The following is a 484-nucleotide window of genomic DNA, read 5'->3' as shown; positions in this document are numbered from 1 at the left end:
CCCCAGTGGTCGAAGTCTTTACGGTTTAGGCAGCCAACAGCGCCCAATTGCATGCAGTAATCAAACTTACTCTCGTCAGAAACAACAGCGATTGGCTTAGCGCCCATTGCTGCAGCGATCTGAATAGCCATACAGCCTAGGCCGCCAGCGCCACCCCAGATAAGGACAACGTCATCCTTCTTAACGTTGTTTGGTGCCCATGCCATAAGCATGCGGTAAGCGGTTGCGCCCACTAGCATATAAGTTGCCGCTTCTTCCCAGTTAAGGTGCTTAGGTTTTGGTAGGCATTGGTGATCCTGAACTTTAGTGAACTGTGCAAAGCTGCCAAAGTTAGTTTCATAACCCCAAATACGAAAGCTAGGGTCATACATTGGATCGGTACCTTTCTGCTCAGCTTTACAGCCTTTCTGCCAGCTACCACAATGAAGAACAACTTCATCACCCACTTTTACGTTAGTAACATCTTTACCGATTTTATAAACGA

At 47.3% G+C, this 484-nt stretch carries 1 protein-coding gene; it reads right to left on the bottom strand.

Annotated elements, in window-relative coordinates; genetic code table 11:
• Positions 1 to 484, bottom strand: a 484-nt coding sequence (locus A3766_RS10390) for a zinc-binding dehydrogenase (protein ID WP_156508858.1), incomplete at both ends; no start/stop codon positions are given.

This window comes from Oleiphilus sp. HI0132 (genome assembly GCF_001635845.1).
The sequence above is the reverse complement of the archived record's forward strand: the minus strand, read 5'-3'. Positions and strand labels throughout refer to the sequence as shown.